This window comes from Phyllobacterium sp. P5_D12 (assembly GCF_054049495.1).
This window is the reverse complement of sequence record NZ_JBFUMG010000049.1, coordinates 1-16,733: the sequence shown is the minus strand read 5'-3', so window position 1 is coordinate 16,733 and position 16,733 is coordinate 1. Positions and strand designations below refer to the sequence as shown.

19 protein-coding genes and 1 pseudogene are annotated in these 16,733 nt (G+C 56.2%); 13 read left to right on the top strand and 7 right to left on the bottom strand.

Features of this window, described 5'->3' with window-relative positions; genetic code table 11:
- Window positions 1-70 precede the first annotated feature (70 nt).
- Complete coding sequence (locus ACXJ5O_RS06000) at window positions 71-781, top strand: helix-turn-helix transcriptional regulator (protein ID WP_457299090.1); 711 nt, start codon at window positions 71-73, stop codon at window positions 779-781.
- A gap of 46 nt (window positions 782-827) precedes the next feature.
- Here the strand turns inward: ACXJ5O_RS06000 and ACXJ5O_RS05995 are convergent, their stop codons facing one another.
- Entirely contained in the window at window positions 828-1,523 is a 696-nt protein-coding gene (locus tag ACXJ5O_RS05995) for a DUF1013 domain-containing protein (RefSeq protein WP_112524581.1), read from the bottom strand.
- A gap of 228 nt (window positions 1,524-1,751) precedes the next feature.
- Between ACXJ5O_RS05995 and ACXJ5O_RS05990 the strand changes: the two genes are divergently transcribed.
- Entirely contained in the window at window positions 1,752-3,950 is a 2,199-nt protein-coding gene (locus tag ACXJ5O_RS05990) for an esterase-like activity of phytase family protein (RefSeq protein WP_457299089.1), read from the top strand.
- A 61-nt stretch (window positions 3,951-4,011) separates the two neighbouring features.
- Here the strand turns inward: ACXJ5O_RS05990 and ACXJ5O_RS05985 are convergent, their stop codons facing one another.
- A complete protein-coding gene (locus ACXJ5O_RS05985) occupies window positions 4,012-5,016 on the bottom strand; it encodes an NAD(P)H-quinone oxidoreductase (RefSeq protein WP_457299088.1) in 1,005 nt (334 codons plus the stop codon).
- A 96-nt stretch (window positions 5,017-5,112) separates the two neighbouring features.
- Between ACXJ5O_RS05985 and ACXJ5O_RS05980 the strand changes: the two genes are divergently transcribed.
- From ACXJ5O_RS05980 to ACXJ5O_RS05970, 3 genes are all read left to right on the top strand, one after another.
- Complete coding sequence (locus tag ACXJ5O_RS05980) at window positions 5,113-5,298, top strand: DUF1192 domain-containing protein (RefSeq protein WP_112524575.1); 186 nt, start codon at window positions 5,113-5,115, stop codon at window positions 5,296-5,298.
- Window positions 5,299-5,410: 112 nt separating this feature from the next.
- On the top strand, window positions 5,411-6,652 hold the full coding sequence (locus ACXJ5O_RS05975) for an MFS transporter (RefSeq protein WP_457299087.1): 1,242 nt from the start codon (window positions 5,411-5,413) through the stop codon (window positions 6,650-6,652).
- Between the two features lie 63 nt (window positions 6,653-6,715).
- A complete protein-coding gene (locus tag ACXJ5O_RS05970) occupies window positions 6,716-6,979 on the top strand; it encodes an ArsR/SmtB family transcription factor (protein WP_457299086.1) in 264 nt (87 codons plus the stop codon).
- Between the two features lie 115 nt (window positions 6,980-7,094).
- On the opposite strand, the gene ACXJ5O_RS05965 is transcribed toward ACXJ5O_RS05970, so the two are convergent.
- Complete coding sequence (locus ACXJ5O_RS05965) at window positions 7,095-7,274, bottom strand: YdcH family protein (protein ID WP_114431205.1); 180 nt, start codon at window positions 7,272-7,274, stop codon at window positions 7,095-7,097.
- A 226-nt stretch (window positions 7,275-7,500) separates the two neighbouring features.
- On the opposite strand from ACXJ5O_RS05965, the gene ACXJ5O_RS05960 reads away from it, so the two are divergent.
- From ACXJ5O_RS05960 to ACXJ5O_RS05940, 5 genes are all read left to right on the top strand, one after another.
- The gene (locus ACXJ5O_RS05960; protein ID WP_209999184.1) at window positions 7,501-7,704 is read left to right on the top strand and encodes a YdcH family protein; all 204 of its coding nucleotides are present in this window, start codon (window positions 7,501-7,503) and stop codon (window positions 7,702-7,704) included.
- 89 nt (window positions 7,705-7,793) lie between these two features.
- Entirely contained in the window at window positions 7,794-8,291 is a 498-nt protein-coding gene (gene purE, locus ACXJ5O_RS05955; protein WP_457299085.1) for a 5-(carboxyamino)imidazole ribonucleotide mutase, read from the top strand.
- A gap of 2 nt (window positions 8,292-8,293) precedes the next feature.
- On the top strand, window positions 8,294-9,367 hold the full coding sequence (locus ACXJ5O_RS05950) for a 5-(carboxyamino)imidazole ribonucleotide synthase (protein WP_457299084.1): 1,074 nt from the start codon (window positions 8,294-8,296) through the stop codon (window positions 9,365-9,367).
- A gap of 166 nt (window positions 9,368-9,533) precedes the next feature.
- Entirely contained in the window at window positions 9,534-9,659 is a 126-nt protein-coding gene (gene ykgO / locus ACXJ5O_RS05945; RefSeq protein ID WP_100000962.1) for a type B 50S ribosomal protein L36, read from the top strand.
- A gap of 62 nt (window positions 9,660-9,721) precedes the next feature.
- A complete protein-coding gene (locus ACXJ5O_RS05940) occupies window positions 9,722-10,327 on the top strand; it encodes a tetratricopeptide repeat protein (RefSeq protein WP_224510589.1) in 606 nt (201 codons plus the stop codon).
- A gap of 264 nt (window positions 10,328-10,591) precedes the next feature.
- Here the strand turns inward: ACXJ5O_RS05940 and pyk are convergent, their stop codons facing one another.
- A complete protein-coding gene (gene pyk, locus ACXJ5O_RS05935; RefSeq protein WP_114431201.1) occupies window positions 10,592-12,028 on the bottom strand; it encodes a pyruvate kinase in 1,437 nt (478 codons plus the stop codon).
- Window positions 12,025-12,504 carry a DUF1036 domain-containing protein gene (locus tag ACXJ5O_RS05930; RefSeq protein ID WP_271897380.1) on the bottom strand — a complete coding sequence of 160 codons (480 nt, stop codon included), beginning with the start codon at window positions 12,502-12,504 and terminating at the stop codon, window positions 12,025-12,027. Before ACXJ5O_RS05930 ends, pyk begins: the two co-directional genes overlap by 4 nt.
- 702 nt (window positions 12,505-13,206) lie before the next feature.
- On the opposite strand from ACXJ5O_RS05930, the gene ACXJ5O_RS05925 reads away from it, so the two are divergent.
- Together ACXJ5O_RS05925 and ACXJ5O_RS05920 are read left to right on the top strand one after the other, a co-directional pair.
- Window positions 13,207-13,512 carry a DUF1244 domain-containing protein gene (locus ACXJ5O_RS05925; protein ID WP_112524550.1) on the top strand — a complete coding sequence of 102 codons (306 nt, stop codon included), beginning with the start codon at window positions 13,207-13,209 and terminating at the stop codon, window positions 13,510-13,512.
- Window positions 13,513-13,752: 240 nt separating this feature from the next.
- Window positions 13,753-14,022 carry a DUF2312 domain-containing protein gene (locus tag ACXJ5O_RS05920; RefSeq protein WP_370637210.1) on the top strand — a complete coding sequence of 90 codons (270 nt, stop codon included), beginning with the start codon at window positions 13,753-13,755 and terminating at the stop codon, window positions 14,020-14,022.
- A 128-nt stretch (window positions 14,023-14,150) separates the two neighbouring features.
- Here ACXJ5O_RS05920 and ACXJ5O_RS05915 read toward each other — a convergent pair.
- A pseudogene (locus ACXJ5O_RS05915) lies at window positions 14,151-14,764 on the bottom strand (exonuclease).
- A 146-nt stretch (window positions 14,765-14,910) separates the two neighbouring features.
- Window positions 14,911-15,993: an ABC transporter ATP-binding protein gene (locus ACXJ5O_RS05910; protein ID WP_457299083.1), complete on the bottom strand. Its 1,083-nt coding sequence runs from the start codon at window positions 15,991-15,993 to the stop codon at window positions 14,911-14,913.
- A gap of 99 nt (window positions 15,994-16,092) precedes the next feature.
- Between ACXJ5O_RS05910 and ACXJ5O_RS05905 the strand changes: the two genes are divergently transcribed.
- Window positions 16,093-16,733 (top strand): GntR family transcriptional regulator (locus tag ACXJ5O_RS05905; RefSeq protein WP_457299082.1); only part of this gene is annotated, 641 nt, incomplete at its 3' end.

Genomic DNA, 16,733 nt, shown 5'->3' with positions numbered 1-16,733 from the left:
CTTTACCCTGAGAAGGCCGGGCAGGTTGCGGAGATGCGCGAATTCATCGCCAGAGAGTATAGGACCGACAATGCGCAGGGCTGACCGTCTTTTCCAGATTGTGCAGAAGCTGCGTGGCGGGCGCCTGGTAACCGCGCGTCAGCTTGCCGAAAAGCTCGAGGTCTCCGAGCGCACGATCTATCGTGACATCGCTGATCTGCAATCGACCGGCGTGCCGATTGATGGCGAGGCCGGCGTCGGCTACATCCTGCGCGAGGGTTTCGATCTGCCGCCACTGATGTTTACGCGCGATGAAGTTGTGGCGCTCGTCGCCGGTGCGCGGCTGATTACAGCCTGGGGCGGAGCATCCATGGCCCGCGCTGCGGAAGAAGCCATCATCAAGATCGGCGCTGTTCTGCCCAAAGAAGAGCGCCCGCGCATTACGAATACGCATGTTCATTCGACCAGCTATAACATCAGTGACAACGACCGGGCACTCATCGATCTTGCGGAAAACGCTGCGGAACAATGCCGCATTCTGTCGATCACTTACACTGATCTCGAAGGCAACGAGAGCGCCCGTGACATCCGGCCGCTCGGTTTGTGGTTCTGGGGCAAAGTGTGGACATTGATCAGCTGGTGCGAACTGCGCAATGATTTTCGTACGTTCCGTATTGACCGGATCGCCAAGGTCGAGAAGATCGACCGAATTTTCCGCCAGGAGCGCGGCAAGACGCTGGCGGATTTCTACCGCCGTGTAGAGCTGAGCGAGACGCCGGACAACAAGGCTCGTGCGTCGTAAAAAAAGCCCGGCATCGCCGGGCTTTTATCAATGGTTTTTGTAAAGTCTATTCTTCGTCTTCGTTTTCCTGGTGGCCCTTGAGCGACGACAGCTTGGCGAATACCTTGTCAGCATCGAGCTCCTGGTCCTCTTCGCGGACCGTTGGCTGAATGTCGAGGTTTTCGGTTGCCGATGCGGGGAGCAGCGTATCGCCGCCTTCGCCCGGCTGCTGTACCGGCCGACCGCGGGACGAGCGCTCCACCTCAATGTCGAGATCGATCTGCGAGGACAGGCCGAGGGTGACCGGATCCATCGGCTGAAGGTTGTTTGAATTCCAGTGCGTACGGTTGCGGATCTGTTCGATGGTGGATTTCGTCGTGCCGATCAGGCGCGAGATCTGCGCATCCTTCAATTCCGGGTGGTTGCGAACCAGCCACAGAATGGCATTGGGGCGATCCTGGCGCTTCGATAGCGGTGTATAGCGCGGACCCTTGCGCTTGGTTTCCGGAACGCGAACCTTCGGCTCCAGAATTTTCAGCTTGTAGTTGGCATCAGCCTCGCCCTTGGCAATCTCCTCGCGCGACAGCTGGCCAGTAATCAGCGGATCAAGGCCCTTGATGCCCTGGGCGGATTCGCCATCGGCAATCGCCTTCACTTCGAGCGGATGCAGCTTGCAGAATGCAGCGATCTGATCGAAGGACAGCGCAGTATTGTCGACAAGCCAGACGGCCGTTGCCTTTGGCATTAGAAGCTGGGTGGCCATAGATATAGTCCTCTCGTTCGTCCGCTCCGGGGGCGCGGGACGTGGGTTCAACCACAATTTCCGGGAATTCGGCGCCTATATAGCGTTATTTTGTTCGATGAGCAAGAATCGGTTTTGATCACAACCGGGTACAACCGGGCGTTTCATCAAACTGTCACGAAACCGTCATTCCATTGCAATGCGGCTAGGCGAACCATCCTCCAACAAAAACAGGAGGTTTACGAAAACATGTCGCGCAAATCGCTCTATCTCGGTCTCTGGACTGCCCTGGCAGCGTCCGTCGCCATTCCCGCCGTTGCTGAACCGATTTTCAATCGAATCGCGAGTTTCCCGGTGGCGGACAATCTGCCAAAGGATGCAGACAAGTCGAAGCCGACATCGTCGGAAATCATCACTGCATCGGAAGACGGCAAGACGCTGATCTATTCCGACAGTCCTTATGGTGCGATCGGCTTTGTCGACATTACCGATCCGGCCAAGCCACAGGCGGGCGGGATCATCAAGGTCGAGGGCGAGCCAACTTCGGTTGCGACCGTTGGCGGAAATGTTCTGGCCGCTGTCAATACGTCCGAGAGCAAGGCCAAACCTTCAGGACGGCTCGACGTTATCGATATTGCCACACGCAAGGTCAACGCGACCTGCGACCTCGGCGGACAGCCGGATTCGGTTGCGGTCTCCCCCGACAAGACCTTTGCCGCCGTGGTCATCGAGAACGAGCGCGACGAAGAATTGAATGACGGCGAAATACCGCAGATGCCCTCGGGCAACCTCAAGATATTCTCGCTGAAAGACGGTGCCCCGGATTGCGCAACTATGAAAACGGTGGACTTGACGGGTCTTTCGGAGATTGCACCGACGGATGCGGAACCGGAATTCGTTTCCATCAACAGTCAGAACCAGATTGCGGTGACACTACAGGAGAACAATCACATTGCCGTTGTCGACGCGGCGACCGGCAAGATCGTCAGCCATTTCTCCGCTGGTACTGTCGATCTGGACAAGATCGATGTGAAGAATGACGGGGCTTTCAAGTTTGACGGCAGCATGAAGGGTGTGCTCCGCGAGCCTGACACCATCAAGTGGCTCGACAATGATCGCTTCGTTGTCGCCAATGAAGGCGATTACAAAGGCGGTTCGCGCAGTTTCACCATCTTCACGAAGGACGGCAAGGTAGCCTACGAGTCCGGCCCATCACTCGAATACAAGATTGCGGAAGCCGGACACTATCCGGACAAACGCAACAAAAAGGGCGTTGAGCTCGAAGGAGCCGAATTCGCCAAGTTTGGCGATACCCCATATCTCTTCGTCGCCAGCGAACGCGCATCCATGGTCGGCGTTTACAAGGACACGGGTGCTGATCCGGAATTCGTTCAGCTTCTGCCCTCGGGCATTGGACCGGAAGGCGTTTTGGCGATTCCGTCGCGCAATCTTCTGATTACGGCGAATGAAACGGACCTCGTCGAAGATGGCGGTGCCCGGTCGCATGTCATGATCTATGAGCTCAAGGATCAGAAGCCCAACTATCCGCTCATCGTCTCTTCGACCAAAGATGATGGAACGCCTGTCGGCTGGGGCGCGCTATCTGGTCTCGTCGGTGACCTGAAGGAATCCGGCAAGCTCTATGCCGTTTCGGATTCGATTTATTATTCCGCGCCGACAATTTATACGATCGATGCCAAGCAGGCGCCGGCAAAAATCACCAACGCACTGGTGGTCAAACGTGGTGGCCAGGCGGCGCAGAAGCTTGATCTTGAAGGTATCACTACAGATGGCGACGGCGGTTTCTGGCTTGCCAACGAGGGCGATCAGGCGAAGCTTGTCCCGCATGCAATCCTCAATGTGAACGACAAGGGCGAAATCAAGAAAGAAATCGCGTTGCCGGACGACCTGCTGCCAAACCAGATCCGCTATGGTCTCGAAGGCATCACCCGTGTTGGCGAAGGCGATGACGCTGTGCTCTGGATGCCGATCCAGCGCGAATGGAAGGACGACGAAAAGGGTTTCGTCAAGCTCCTGCGCTATAACATCAAGAAGAAGGAATGGAGCGCGGTTTCCTATCCGCTCGACAAGACCGAAAAGGGCTGGGTAGGACTGTCTGAAATCACCACGCATGATGGCCAGCTTTACATCATCGAACGCGACAATAAGGTCGGTGCAAACGCCGTCAACAAGCGCTTGTACCGCGTGGCGCTTGACGGGCTGAAGCCCGCCAAGATTGGCGAAAAGCTTCCAGTGGTCGAGAAGACGCTGGCGCATGACTTCATGGGTGACCTCAAGGCCAGCAATGGTTATGTCGCCGAGAAGCTTGAAGGCTTCACCGTCGACTCCGAGGGTATTGGCTATGCGGTGACTGACAATGACGGTGTCGACGGTTCGTCCGGCGAAACCATCTTCTTCAATATAGGTAAGGTTCAGGCAACAAACTGAGTCAGAGTACCGGCTTTCGCGTCCATCCTCCCGAACAGGAGGGTGGACGCCTTCTTTTCAATCAACTCACATCGAGCACGATCTTGCCGATATGGTGCCCATCCTCGATGCGTTCATGGGCCCGCCAGGCTTCATGCAGCGGGTAGATCATGTCGATCACCGGCGCCACACGGCGCTCGACCAGCAGGGGCCATACTTTGAGCTCGAGTTCGCGTGCGATCCCCGCCTTGAACTCGACCGGGCGGTTGCGAAGGGTGGACCCTGTATGGGTGAGACGCTTGACCATAAGCTTCGATATGTCCGTTGTGACTTTGGCGCCGTTCAGGAAGGCAATCTGAACGATACGGCCATCGAGCGCCGCGACCTCATAATTGCGTTCCGTATAATCGCCGCCCACCATATCGAGAGTGAGGTTGACACCCTTGCCGCCGGTCATCTCCTTGATCGCCTCGACGAAATCTTCATTGCGATAATTGATAGCGCGGTCAGCGCCGAGTTTCTGGCATGCTTCGCATTTCTCGTCCGAGCCTGCAGTGGTGACTACTGTGGCCCCGAAGGCCTTGGCCAGCTGGATTGCCGTGGTGCCTATTCCGGACGACCCGCCATGAACGAGAAAGGTTTCGCCGCTCTGCAAGCCGCCGCGCTCGAACACATTGTGCCAGACGGTGAAATAGGTTTCCGGAATTGCTGCGGCCTCAATGAAGCCGTAGCCCGCAGGGATCGGCAATGCGTTGGTTTCATGTACCACGCAATATTGAGCGTAGCCCCCGCCTGCAACGAGCGCCGTGACACGTTCGCCAACGCGAAATCGCGTTACACCTTCGCCAACCGCGACGACATCGCCAGCGATTTCCAGACCAGGGATATCAGATGCACCGGCTGGCGGGGGATAGTGACCTTGCCGCTGCAGCACATCGGGCCGATTGACGCCGGCGGCACGTACCTTGATGAGAAGCTCACCGGCTTTCGGCTCCGGAACGCTGCGCTCGCCCGGCTTCAGGACCAAGGGGCCTCCTGGCGCGGTGATTTCGATCGCCGTCATCGTCGTCGGAATTGTTTCGGCCATTGGTGATCTCCCTCTGGATTGATTCGCCGGAATGGTTTGCAATTCCAAGCAGTTGGGCTGTATCCTCTAACACTAGGACGACAAGTGGAGGAAATAATGTCACTTTTCGACGAAGAACCAAGGCGCAAGATTGTCCACGACATCGGGCAGGACTTGTCGCTGTTATCGGTTGCCGAACTTGACGAGCGGATCGTCCTGCTGCGTTCCGAGATCACACGTCTTGAGGAAGAGCGGTCACGCAAGGGTGATAGCAAGGTAGCGGCCGAGGCTCTGTTCCGCTGAGCCGATGAAAGTTTTGCGGGTGACCTAAAATCTCCGCATTGCTGATTGAGACGAAGTCATTACCAGCCTGCTCCAGGCTGGCTTCATTCCCCATTCGCTTGAAGGGTCTGCCGTGTTCCGTTCGTTCATTCAGGTTTTCGCGCTCCTCTGCGGCACCTCCTTCCTCGTTATGGCGTCCGGTCTCCACGGGTTGCTGTTGCCTTTGCGCGGCGGCGCGGAAGGCTTTTCGACGACGTCTCTCGGTCTGTTGGGAACAGCCTGGGCGGGTGGTTTCATTACTTCCTGTCTGCTTGCGCCGCGGCTTGTGCGCCGGGTCGGGCACGTCCGTGCCTTCAGCGCCTTTGCATCGATCGCCGCGATTGTGGCGCTGCTTACCGGTATTCTTGTCGATTCGACTGCCTGGATCGTTCTTCGCGCTTTGACCGGCTTTGCCATGGCAGGCTCCTACATGGTGATCGAGAGCTGGCTGAACGAGCGCGCGACCAATGCCAATCGCGGGCAAATTTTCGGTCTCTACATGGTAGTGAATTTTGGTTCGATCACAGTCGGGCAGATGATGATCGGTTTCGGCGACGTGCATACGGGCACATTCTTCATGCTGTCGGGGATTCTCTTTTGCCTGGCACTCATTCCGACCGCGATTTCCAMCGCCAGCAGCCCGAAACCACTGACCGAAGTGCAGCTCGATTTGAAGGCTCTCTATCGCAATTCGCCGGTGGCTTTCCTTGGCTGTATTCTGATCGGCATCGCCAATGGTGCGTTCGGAACGCTCGGCGCCGTCTATGGCGCGGCGACGGGCATATCAACCACCGAGATCGCTCTGATGATGAGCGCTTCGGTCATGGGCGGTGCGCTGATGCAGATCCCGGTCGGCCGCATGTCGGATCGCACCGACCGGCGGTACGTACTGGCCTTCGTGGGCGGTGCTGCGGCGCTGATCGGCCTGTTGATCTTCCTGATTGCACCCAGGCATGCCACGGTTATTCTGATCATGACCGCGATCTATGGCGGCCTCGCCTATACGCTCTACCCGGTGGCTGTTGCCCATGCGAATGATTTTTCGGATCAGCAAAGCTTCATCAAGGTCACAAGCGGACTGTTGCTGCTCTATGGTTTTGGCACCATGATTGGGCCGATACTTGGCGCGTGGGCGATGGAGAGCGTTGCACCTGAAGGCCTGTTTGCCATAACGGCGTTGGCGCATATTTCGATCATGGCTCATGCGATCATACGGTCGCGAATGCGTGCACCCGTTCCGATTGAGCTGCGCGATAACTTCCAGACGGTTCATTCCGAACGTGTGACGCCCGAAGGGGTGAGGCTGGATCCTCGTGCAGAGACATTGCCCGAATAGTTTTCAATTCGGTCGGCTACGAAATCCGTTGACATTGCCGCTGGTTTAAAATGACTATTCCGGATGGTCGAAACGGATGCCTTTGCAGCAATTTCTGATCCAAACCGCCGCTATCTGCTCGAGGAGCTCAGACGCGGACCAAAAACTGTCAACGAACTTGCGACAGGCCTGCCGATTTCCCGTCCCGCCGTCTCCCAACACCTCAAGGCGCTTCTGGATGCGAGGCTGGTATCAGTCAAAGCCAAAGGCACGCGGCGGATCTATGCGGTCGATGACAACGGGTTCTTTCATCTGAATCTCTGGCTCGACCAGTTCTGGAACAAATAATCCGCTAAAAAGCAAAAACCCGGCTCACCGCCTATGCGGGAACCGGGTTTCTTGTGGCTGCCAGTACAACGCTTCTTGAAGCTGTCGACTGGAATTCTGCGGTCCTTCCGGGTCGTTAGTGGTGAGTGACGGCTGCTTTCAGTCTTTCAATCTGCTCTTTGAGCACCAGCTTGCGTCGTTTCATATTACTGATCGTCAGGTCGTCGGAGGCGGGACTTAACAGCGCGTCGGAAATTTCCTTTTCGAGCGCTCCATGCTTACGTTCAAGCGTTTCAAGATGAGACTCAATGGCCATCCGGCTTCTCCCTTGGTTGGTTTCGTCACGTATGCATGCTCTGCTTGCAAGGCAGCAAGTTTATGACAGAGCCGTGACACTGTGCCATCACTTTAGGCAATTGTCGAATTTGTTTCGTAGGATTTTCTTGTTCCTTGAAATATGATATGGCGACGTGCTGGCAAGGACAGGTTGTCCACAACCAGAGACGCGATTCTTTTTACAGCGAAATACCGGGAATCACTGCATGTCCGACCAGGATCAGGCTGACATTCGATTGGCAGTCGCAAGATTGAAACAGGAGCATCTGGATTTCGATGCCGCCATACAAGCCATGATCCAGGTTGGGTGTGACCAGCTTCGTATCCAGCGAATGAAGAAGAAGAAGCTTGTCATAAAAGACAAGCTCATCGAGCTTGAAGACAAGATCACTCCCGATATTATCGCCTGATCCCAAATCTGAATATTGCGGTGTCGTCGCCAGCTTGCGGCGGTCCGTCTTTTCCGTTAATTCCTCCCGACAGATTTACAGGATGCTCAATGGCTGACAAACGCGCCGATGTTGCAATCATCATGGGAAGCCAGTCGGATTGGGCAACCATGCGTCACACTGCCGAAACGCTCGACAGTCTAGGCATCTCTCACGATGACCGCATTGTTTCCGCGCACAGAACGCCTGATAGACTTGTGAGCTTCGCCAAGGGCGCACGCGACGCCGGTTTCAAGGTGATTATCGCGGGTGCGGGAGGGGCTGCTCACTTGCCGGGGATGGCCGCATCGATGACGGCGTTGCCGGTGTTTGGCGTGCCGGTGGAATCCAAGGCGCTTTCCGGGCAGGATTCACTCCTGTCGATCGTGCAGATGCCAGCCGGCATTCCTGTTGGCACTTTGGCGATCGGCCGAGCCGGAGCGGTCAATGCCGCTCTGCTGGCCGCTGCGGTTCTTAGCCTGAACGATGCCGCGTTGGCAAAGCGGCTGGACGATTTCCGCGAGGCACAAAGCGACAAGGTCGCGTTGAGACCTTCTGACGAGGCGTAAGCATGATTTCTCCAGGATCAACGATCGGTATTATCGGTGGCGGTCAGCTTGGCCGTATGCTTGCCATGGCGGCGGCTCGGCTCGGTTATAAGACTGTCATCCTTGAACCGCAGGAAAATTGTCCGGCGGCGCAAGTCGCCAACGAACATATCGTTGCGGCCTATGACGATCGCAATGCGCTTGAACAACTTGCCGAACTCTGTGACGTCATCACCTATGAATTCGAAAATGTTCCTGTCGATTCGGCCGAAATACTCAGTGAAATCAAACCTGTGTTTCCATCGCCCCTCGCCTTGAAAGTCTCGCAAGACCGCGTCAGCGAAAAACGCTTCCTTAACAATGCGGGAATCCAGACGACACAATGGCTCAGTGTCGAGAACGAGGGCGACCTTGAAGCGGCTCTGCTGGCGTTCGGTGGCAAAGGCATCCTCAAGTCACGTCGTTTCGGCTATGACGGCAAGGGACAGGTCAAGTTTTCCGGTAAAAAAGGTGAGGACGCCAAAAAAGGATTCGCTGCCATTGGCAGCGTTCCCTCCATACTGGAAGCGCTGGTCGATTTTGTCTGTGAAATCTCCGTCATCGCGGCGCGGGATGAAGCTGGCAACATAAAGACCTATGACATCACCGAGAACGTTCACAAGAATGGAATTCTTGCGACCTCGACAGTGCCGGTCTCGGTATCATCGACCGTTGCGGGACTTGCCGCCGATGCAGCCCGTAAACTGTTGGAAGGCTTGAAGTATGTGGGCGTTGCCGGCATGGAATTCTTCGTGCTCGCTAATGGGACTGTACTGGCGAACGAGTTTGCCCCGCGCGTGCACAACTCCGGTCACTGGACTGAAGCGGCCTGCGCCGTATCGCAATTCGAACAGCATATCAGGGCAATCACGGGCCTGCCGCTCGGCGATACGAGACGGCATTCCGATTGTGTCATGGAGAACCTGATCGGGGACGATATCGCAAAAGTTCCAGAAATCCTCAAGGAGGCCGGCGCCGTCGTGCAACTCTATGGCAAGGCGGAAGCACGTCCTGGCCGCAAGATGGGCCATGTGACGCGGATCACGAAACGCCTCTAGCGATAAATAAATGCGTGATTCCGCGATGAATCATGCCATGAATCGTGAGCCGGGTGTTGACAATACAGGTAATCCTTGGCTATTTCCCCGCAACGTGTTTACGGCGCGCTTTTAAGGCGCGCTTTTTATTGGTGCCCGGTTTCGGGCGAAAGATACCGGTGCTGAAATGAAGATCAAGAACTCCCTTAAAGCCCTGAAGGGCCGTCATCGTGACAATCAGCTGGTCCGTCGCAAGGGCCGCATGTATATCATCAACAAGACTGCTCCGCGTTTCAAAGCGCGCCAGGGCTGATATTACCCGTCTCACGGTTATTTGCATTTGACGTTTCGCTGATACGGATTACCATTCGTATCATGCGGAACGTTGTTGTATTTTCAGCTATTTTTCTACTTGGCTTGCCGGCAATTGCCACCGCGCAGGATCCACTGCCGCCGCCGCAACAGGCCGCCTTGCCCAACCAGACATTGGCTGAGAAGCGCGCGGCAAGGTTGGATGATCTGTTTGCCTCGCTGAAGCGTGAAAGCAACGAAGTCAAGGCGGCGCGCATTGCCTCATTGATACAGGCGCAATGGCAGAATTCCGGTAGTCCCACTATCGACCTGATGATGGGCTGGGCCGCTAAGGCCATGGAAGAAAAGAAGTATTCGGTCGCGCTGGATTTTCTGGACCAGGTCGTCGTGATGAAGCCGGACTATGCCGAGGGCTGGAACAGACGCGCAACCCTGAACTTTCTGGTGAACGATTACGGGCGGTCCATGGCGGATATCCAGAAGACACTGGCACTTGAGCCGCGGCATTTCGGGGCCATGGCCGGCATGGCGGCGATCCTCAAGGATACCGGCCGCAAGGAAGCCGCCTTACAGGCTTTCGAGCGCGTTCTGACGGTCTATCCGATGATGCGTGAGGCGCAAAAGCAGGCGGGTGAACTGGCCGACGAATTGACCGGCCAGCGGACGTAGCGCACGTCGCCACAACCAATTTCCCCGTATAGATAGAAAAACTTGCGTCAGAATCGATGATTCCCGCATGGGAATCAGTGGTTCTTGTGTAGGAATCGGATCATTGCGTTCCATTCGTCCATTGGAACGCAATTAAACTCTACTGCGGCGAGCATCTGCCCCGATTTTCTGCGCTTCCGGTGCTCACGTACGATGTGTACGCTGCGCTCCGGTTCTCGAAAACCGCGCCATATGCCTCACCGCAGCGACTTTCAAGACCGACAGTTAGATGCCCGTCAGCCCGTCCGATCCGATATAGGCAATGCGCAACATGTTGGTCGAACCGGGCGTACGCAGCGGCACGCCGGCCGAGATGATGATGCGATCACCCGGATTGCCGAACTCTTCCTGGTAGGCGATGTGACAGGCGCGATCGACCATGTCGTCGAGGTCGCTGGCATCTTCAGTTACAACGCAGTGCAATCCCCAGACGAGAGAGAGCTTGCGCGCCGTTTCGACGACAGGTGAAAGCGCGATGATCGGCAAGAGAGGCCGCTCGCGTGCTGCGCGCAGTCCGGTTGTGCCGGATGCGGTGTAGGTAACGATGGCCGACAGGTTGAGCGTTTCAGCGATCTGGCGGGCTGCCAGCGAAATTGCATCGGCGCCCGTCGCGTTCGGCTCGGGACGCTGGGCGTGAATGATGCCCGGGTAGTTCGGATCGCGCTCGACCTCCTCGGCAATGCGCGCCATGGTCGATACGGCTTCGACCGGATAGGCGCCGGCGGCGGATTCGGCCGAAAGCATGACCGCATCCGCACCTTCGAATACGGCTGTCGCAACGTCGGAAACCTCGGCTCTCGTCGGAACGGCTGCTGTGATCATCGATTCCAGCATCTGCGTAGCGACGACGACTGGCTTGCCGGCTCTGCGGCAGGCACGGATGATCTGCTTCTGGATACCGGGAACCGTCTCCAGCGGCATTTCAACACCGAGATCGCCGCGGGCAACCATGAGCGCGTCAGAGAGCTCGATGATCTCCTCCAGGCGGGTGACGGCCTGCGGCTTTTCGATCTTCGACAACAAGGCAACGCGGCCGCGCGAGATCTTGCGTACTTCGGCAAGATCCTCCGGCCGCTGGATAAACGACAGGGCAACCCAGTCAACTTCCTCCTGCAGGACTGCATCGAGGTCGCGCCGGTCTTTTTCGGTAAGGGCGCTGACGCCGAGCGTCGTATCGGGCAGGCTGACGCCCTTCTTGTCGGAAATCTTCGTTCCGGAAACGACTCGGCAGCGAATGTGCTTGCCGTCGGAAGCTTCCGCCACAAGCGCCAGCTTGCCATCATCGATCAAAAGGCGATGACCCGGCTCAACGGCTTCGAGAATTTCCGGATGGGGCAGGAATACGCGGGTATTGTCGCCCGGCGTGTCATTGTCGTCGAGGGTGAAGGTCTGCCCGGCAACAAGGTCGGCCTTGCCATCCTTGAACTTGCCAACGCGCAGCTTCGGCCCCTGCAGGTCGGCGAGAATGCCGATCGGCCGGCCCAATTCCTTTTCGACATTGCGCAGACGGCGCACGAGTTCCCGCATCAGGTCATGACTGGCATGGCTCATGTTGATGCGGAATACGTCCGCGCCGGCTTCGAACAGCTTGCGGATCATGGCTTCGTCGGAGGAAGCGGGACCCAGTGTGGCTAGAATTTTGACCTTGCGGCGGCGTCTCATGGAGCGGGGGTATCCGTTACGATTGGAGAGGAGGGGGGATTTTCTTCCGTAAGCTGGACCATCCAGCTTGTTTGTTCGCCGGTATCGTATTCCTGAAATCCGGAGCGCTGGAAACCGCGCGCGAAACAGTCATTGATACCGGTAATCTTGAATTGGTTTTCGGCGACGCACATGTTCACCCTGCCATCCCAGCGCCCGCCGCTCTGAGCATCTTCGGCGTAGAGATAATAATAGCGCGAAGTCAGCGGTCCGACCACAAGCGTTGTGCAGGAGGACGCATTGACGTGCCACCAGCCTTCGGTGACCCAGCCGGATTTGGCGCGGTAACCGAGCGCGACGCCGACGAGGTTCTGCGTTGTGTTGCAGACGCGGAAATCGGCATGGGCTTTGTCAGGTGCAAAAAAACTGCCCGCAATGAAAATGAATAAAAAAGCCGCTAGAGCATTTCCGTTCTTCTTCGAAATACCGAACTGCATTAGCCGCTTGTTGTTACGCAATTCCGGACGCAAAACCACTGCACACTTTTGCTGGAATTGCTTTAGAAAGCCGCCCAATCGCGTCCGCTGATGCTGCTGTTCAGCGTGGAATATAGACCACTTGCGCAATATTGCCTCCGAAGGGTCAGGACCTGTTAATCTGGTCGAAATGGTATGAGGCTTTTCGTTCGGATGCGAGGAGCAGAGGCGATGGAAATGTTTATCCATTTTCAAGCCTTTGCGACAAAGTAGCCGGGCGAAAAGACCCTATCCTCCGGACGCCGAAACGGCTGCAAGCTGCAGTGTCGAACCGCTCGGCCGGGGGGAAGRCCCCGCCCTTCACGCTTCTCCTCGCATCTTCTTGCCGTTTCAGGCGCCATTTCGATCATATTAATAGGTCCTGACCCTACATCATGGTCACCCTTTTCGGTAGTTTCGCGAGCATTGTCAACGCAACCACGTAGAGTTCCTGCAACACTAAGACAAAAGAATGATGCCTGAATTGCCAACCAGGCTATGAATGATGGAAAACAAGCCTAATTCATTTTGAAAGACCTTCGTTGATTGCTAATTTCCCGTTGCCGCCAATCAGCAAATAGCCGCTATTCTTGACGCAATGAATCGCAACTCCAATATGTACGGGGCCACAGTCAGGACCCGTTAATCTGGCTCCCGAACCAGACCCGATCGAGGACGTTTTAAATGAGCAATCTTACTGATGACCAGCGCATTGCGCTTGAAGCCGCCGTTTTTCGCAGGCTTGTGGAGCATTTGCGGACCCGCAGCGATGTGCAGAATATCGACCTGATGAATCTGGCGGGGTTCTGCCGCAACTGTCTGTCGAACTGGTATCGCGAAGCGGCTGAAGCGTCCGGCGAAGAGCTTTCCAAGGAAGAATCGCGCGAAATCATCTATGGCGAACCCTATGCGGAATGGCAGGCCAAGCATCAGCGCGAGGCCAGCGATGCACAGAAAGCGGCTTTTGAGACGAACAAGCCCGCACATTGAGGGGGCGCTGTGTGGTTCGACAAGCTCACCATGAGGGTGGTAGCGATTGCAATACCCATCATCAACGGTGCAGAATCCCGATCCCGCTTTGACACGACCTCCCTCATGGTGAGCTTGTCGAACCACGCACAACCAGACGAATCCGACTCTATTGTCTTGACTCACCATGCACTGGTCGGGCATCGGAACCCCTCGCGCGACTGGGCTTGAGTCGCAAAATGAATTTTTACGGAGCGAGAGATGAGCATGGATGATTTGGCAGCACAGGGTGGCGTCGAAGGTGTGGCTGCGGCAGAGCTTCGGCAGTTCATCGAACGCATCGAGCGTCTGGAAGAGGAAAAGACCACGCTTCAGGACGATATCAAGGAAGTGATGGCCGAGGCCAAGGGCCGTGGTTATGACACAAAAATTATCCGGACCATTGTCCGTCTGCGCAAGAAGGACGCCAACGAGCGCAAGGAAGAAGAAGCAATTCTTGAATTGTATATGAATGCGCTTGGCATGGTTTGATTACTGATTTGATAGGGCTCTTTTCTCAAATCTTGGGTCATGGATCAGGTTTGAGGATTTCGCTCTGAAAATTTTGACGTCGTCCCGTCTTCGCGGGGCGAGCATTGGCTTCAAAGCGGTAGAAAAGGTCAAGTGCGGTCGAAGACCTCGGGCTGCAATTTTCCGGTCTTCATCAGATGCTGCAGCGTGTATGATATGGACAGGGCGTCGTCCAACGCATCATGCCCCTGCAAGGGTGGATGTTCGACGCGATAGTAGTCCGCCAACTTGTTGCTGGGTGTCTTCGCTAAATCCTCGACAGGCATTCCCGCCGCGATTAGAAGCTTGACTGCGTTATCGAACCGGTGTGCCGGGATGGCAGCCGAATCCCCGCGATATAGCAGCTGATGGCAACCATATTCAGCTCATCCTTACCCCACGACCAGAACCGAGCACCATCCGAGAAGCTGTCAAGGCCAGAAAGGGCCTCCTGCAAGGTCAGGCCCTTGGTGGCGATGTTCTCTTCGGTGATGCCGGTGAGATCGGTGAAATAGGGATCGAGCGAATATTTTTCGCCAAACCGATCAATCGGCAGAACATAAGCCTTGTATCTATCCAGGAGAGGAAACGCGCCCTCGAGGCCTAGTCTAACGGCTCCGATTTGGGCAATAACCGGATCGGGATCAGCCGCTGCGCACCAAAATCGACGTTGCGACCCCTCGATGCAAAGAAACTCGCAGTCAAATATAATAGCCGTTTTCATAGTCGACCTCCCGAACAGTATTGCCCCCATCGGTGCGACATTTACGATACGAATGTCGTTCGCAGCCTGACTCAGATGCACTGTGATTGCCAGTCAAGCGCAAGCCATCAGTTAAAAACTAGTGCGGTCGGCAACATAAAGATATTTCAATTGATCCGTTGGCCTCCACCGGTTTCGAAGAGGTGAACGTTGGCAATGTCACCCTTTACCGAGAGACGCTCGCCGACCCGGATTTCAGCTGATCTCGGGAATTCGATGGTGACAAGTTTTTCGGCGCCGGCATCGAGGTAACCGAAGGTCTGACTGCCAAGCCGTTCGACCACCGCCAATTCGCCGCTGAACCAACCCTGGGCGGCGTCGCAGACGGTCAGGTCTTCCGGACGGATGCCGAAGGTAACAGTCTTTGCTGATACGGCTGGTCCGTCCCCAGCACTTATAGCGACGTTGCCTGCCGGCAATTGCAGAACGAAATTGTTCCGGGTGGATTCAACGACATTCACCCGGAAGGTATTCATGGTGGGACTGCCGATAAAGCGTGCCACGAAGAGACTTGCCGGCTTGCGGTAAAGGTCAAGCGGATGCCCGATCTGTTCGACGTTGCCAGCGTTCATAACGACGATCCGATCAGCGAGGGTCATAGCCTCCACTTGATCGTGCGTGACGTAGACGGTCGTCGCCTGCATGCGGCGATGCAGCTTGGCAATTTCAAGCCGCATCTCGACGCGAAGTGCGGCATCGAGATTTGACAGCGGTTCGTCGAACAGRAATGCCTTCGGCCGGCGAACGATGGCGCGGCCCATCGCAACCCGCTGGCGCTGGCCGCCCGAAAGTTGTGCCGGCCGACGCTCAAGATAATCCTGAAGCTTGAGGATATCGGCTGCGCCTGTCACGCGCGTGTCAATTTCCTTGATGGTCTCGCCGCGCATTTTGAGGCCAAACGCCATGTTTTCTTCAACGCTCATATGGGGGTAGAGCGCATAATCCTGGAAGACCATGGCAATGTCGCGGTCGGAGGGCGGCAGGGCATTGACGACCTTGTCGCCAATCCTCAATTCACCCGCGCTGATTTCCTCCAGCCCGGCGATCATTCGGAGCAGGGTGGATTTCCCGCAACCGGACGGACCAACAAGAACGAGAAACTCGCCGCTCGCGACATCGATATTTACCCCGTGGATCACGGGAACGGTGCCATAGAGCTTTCTGATCTGCTTCAGACTGATCGCTGTCATTCGATTATTCCTCCGCCCGATACGTTATTGACTTTCATTATCGATATCAATATCGATAATGATAATTAGCGTCATCTGCAATCAAGAGGAGAGCTTGCAGTGCCCGACGACTCCATCACCCGCAGATCAAATCGCCCATCCTATAGTCCGCTTCCAGCAAAGGCGGCCGTGGCGTTCGATCAATTGAAGCGGGATATCATGCTCGGAGAGTTGCGCGCCGGCGAGCCGTTGACGGAGCTTGATCTGGCCGCGCGGTTCCAGTGCAGCCAGGGTACCATTCGCGAGGCCCTGCTGCAGTTGCAGGAAGAAGGATTGGTGCGACGCCAGGGGCACCGGGGCACCCAGGTGTCTGCCTGCACGGTCGATGAAGCCGTTGAAATGTTCCGCGTGCGCCAGCAGATCGAATGCAATGGCATCGTTCGCGCACTGCGCCATAGGAGCCGGACTCTCGTTTCCGACCTTCAAGAACTTGCGGACGATATGGCAGAGTCTGCAAGTAGCGGCGACGAGCTCCAGCTCGCGGCGCTCGACCGGGATTTCCATAGGCGGATTTTTCGCGACGCCGACCTGCCGGCGCTAGATCCGATCTTGCACCGGTGCCTCGTTCACAATCATCGCTTCAAGATCTCAAGAAGTATCGGTTCCCGCGATCTCATGGCGACAGCACTACGGCACCGCGTCATAATTGAAGCTATAGAGCAGGGCGATGTAGCCGCTGCAACGCAAGCCTTGCATCATCA